The organism is Nocardia sp. NPDC058497 (assembly GCF_042720195.1).
Taxonomy (GTDB): Bacteria; Actinomycetota; Actinomycetes; order Mycobacteriales; family Mycobacteriaceae; genus Nocardia.
Window position 1 is genome coordinate 1 of record NZ_JBHXMY010000993.1, and the last position, 1,284, is coordinate 1,284.

At 58.2% G+C, this 1,284-nt stretch carries 2 protein-coding genes and 2 pseudogenes; 1 reads left to right on the top strand and 3 read right to left on the bottom strand.

Annotated features, from left to right (window positions below):
- A pseudogene (locus tag ACFWPJ_RS33155) lies at positions 1–217 on the top strand (IS110 family transposase); the annotation flags it as partial.
- Positions 218–237: 20 nt separating this feature from the next.
- Here the strand turns inward: ACFWPJ_RS33155 and ACFWPJ_RS33160 are convergent.
- The 3 genes and pseudogenes from ACFWPJ_RS33160 to ACFWPJ_RS33170 all read right to left on the bottom strand — a co-directional run.
- Positions 238–584, bottom strand: a pseudogene (locus tag ACFWPJ_RS33160) (transposase); the annotation flags it as partial.
- A 46-nt stretch (positions 585–630) separates the two neighbouring features.
- The gene (locus ACFWPJ_RS33165; RefSeq protein WP_378857523.1) at positions 631–909 is read right to left on the bottom strand and encodes a DUF6959 family protein; all 279 of its coding nucleotides are present in this window, start codon (positions 907–909) and stop codon (positions 631–633) included.
- A 145-nt stretch (positions 910–1,054) separates the two neighbouring features.
- A partial coding sequence (locus ACFWPJ_RS33170; RefSeq protein ID WP_378857525.1) for a hypothetical protein occupies positions 1,055–1,284 on the bottom strand: 230 nt, incomplete at its 5' end.

Consider the following 1,284-nt stretch of genomic DNA (forward strand, 5'->3'; position numbering starts at 1 on the left):
ACTAGCCCAGCAAGCGTTCTGCGCTCTGACCGACTCACCCGGTGCTCGCGCCTACTACGACCGGCATCGCGCCCGCGGCATGGAACATCGTGCCGCGCTACGCCAACTCGCCAACCGGCTCGTTGGCATCCTCCACGGCTGCCTCAAGACCCGCACCCCTTACAACGAGGCCACCGCCTGGTCTCCCGGTGTCGCCGACCAGGCCACTGCTGCTTGACGATCTATGCCCTGGGATGTCTTTTTCGCTCGCACCGATGCCCCGTCGATCACCGCCCGTGACCAGTCGATCGGGCCCGTGCTGCCCAACTCGTCCAGGACCGCCAGATGCAGTCGTCGCCACACGCCGGTTCTGGTCCACGCTGTGAACCGGCGATGCGCCGTAGAGACGCTGACTCCGAACGATGCGGCAGCATCCGCCAGGCGCACCCGCTGGTCAACACGAATACCACTGCGGTGAACACCGCCCGCTGATCCACCGGAGCGGTGCCACCGCCCTGGCGGCGTGCACGGAACTACGGCAGCAATGGCTCGACCAGTTCCCACAGCTCGTCCGGTACCAACCGCCGTGACAACGCGTCCACCACAGTCGAACATCATGCCGCACAACCGGTTACGACGTGAGACACGATCTTAAGCATCACCCGCCGCGTAGGGGAGTTTTATGCCCACATTCTTCATCATATTCTCGTACGAACGTTGCATTACCTCGACTCGTTCCAGGATTTCCCTGGCCGAGAAAGATGCCTCACCGTACTCGCCGTCCGAAAGGAGGGTCTTCAACTCTCGAAGATCGGACACAAGAATACTTAATGAGTCCCCCTGAAGTAGCAACCCAGGGAACCGGCGGCCAGTCCACCGGACCAGCGAATAGTCACCCTCGGTGTCGAGTAGTTCGGCGATGTGATCCATAGTGTCCCCAGTTCGGATAGAAGGTCATGTATGGTTCACTTTCGACTAGGCACCCGATGAACATGCCAATTCGTCGCCCTGGCCTGAAACTCATGCAGCCCTTGAGGCAGTTGCTATCAACTAAATTTCACCATCAGTACAGGAACTACTCCAAAGGGCTGTTACGGAACGGGGCATACCAACACTTAGGTTTCCCCTCGATTGTTTCAATGTTGGCTATCGTGTCGTTTATGATTCGAAATGTCGCATAGGTCGCCGGATAGTATTCAGGCGATGCCGCGAATCTTTGAGTGGCAATCGTCAGCGTTCCTTGCTCCTGCATGACGTGCAGATCTGCCGCAAATCCAATAGACTCGTCGTGATATACATGCATAT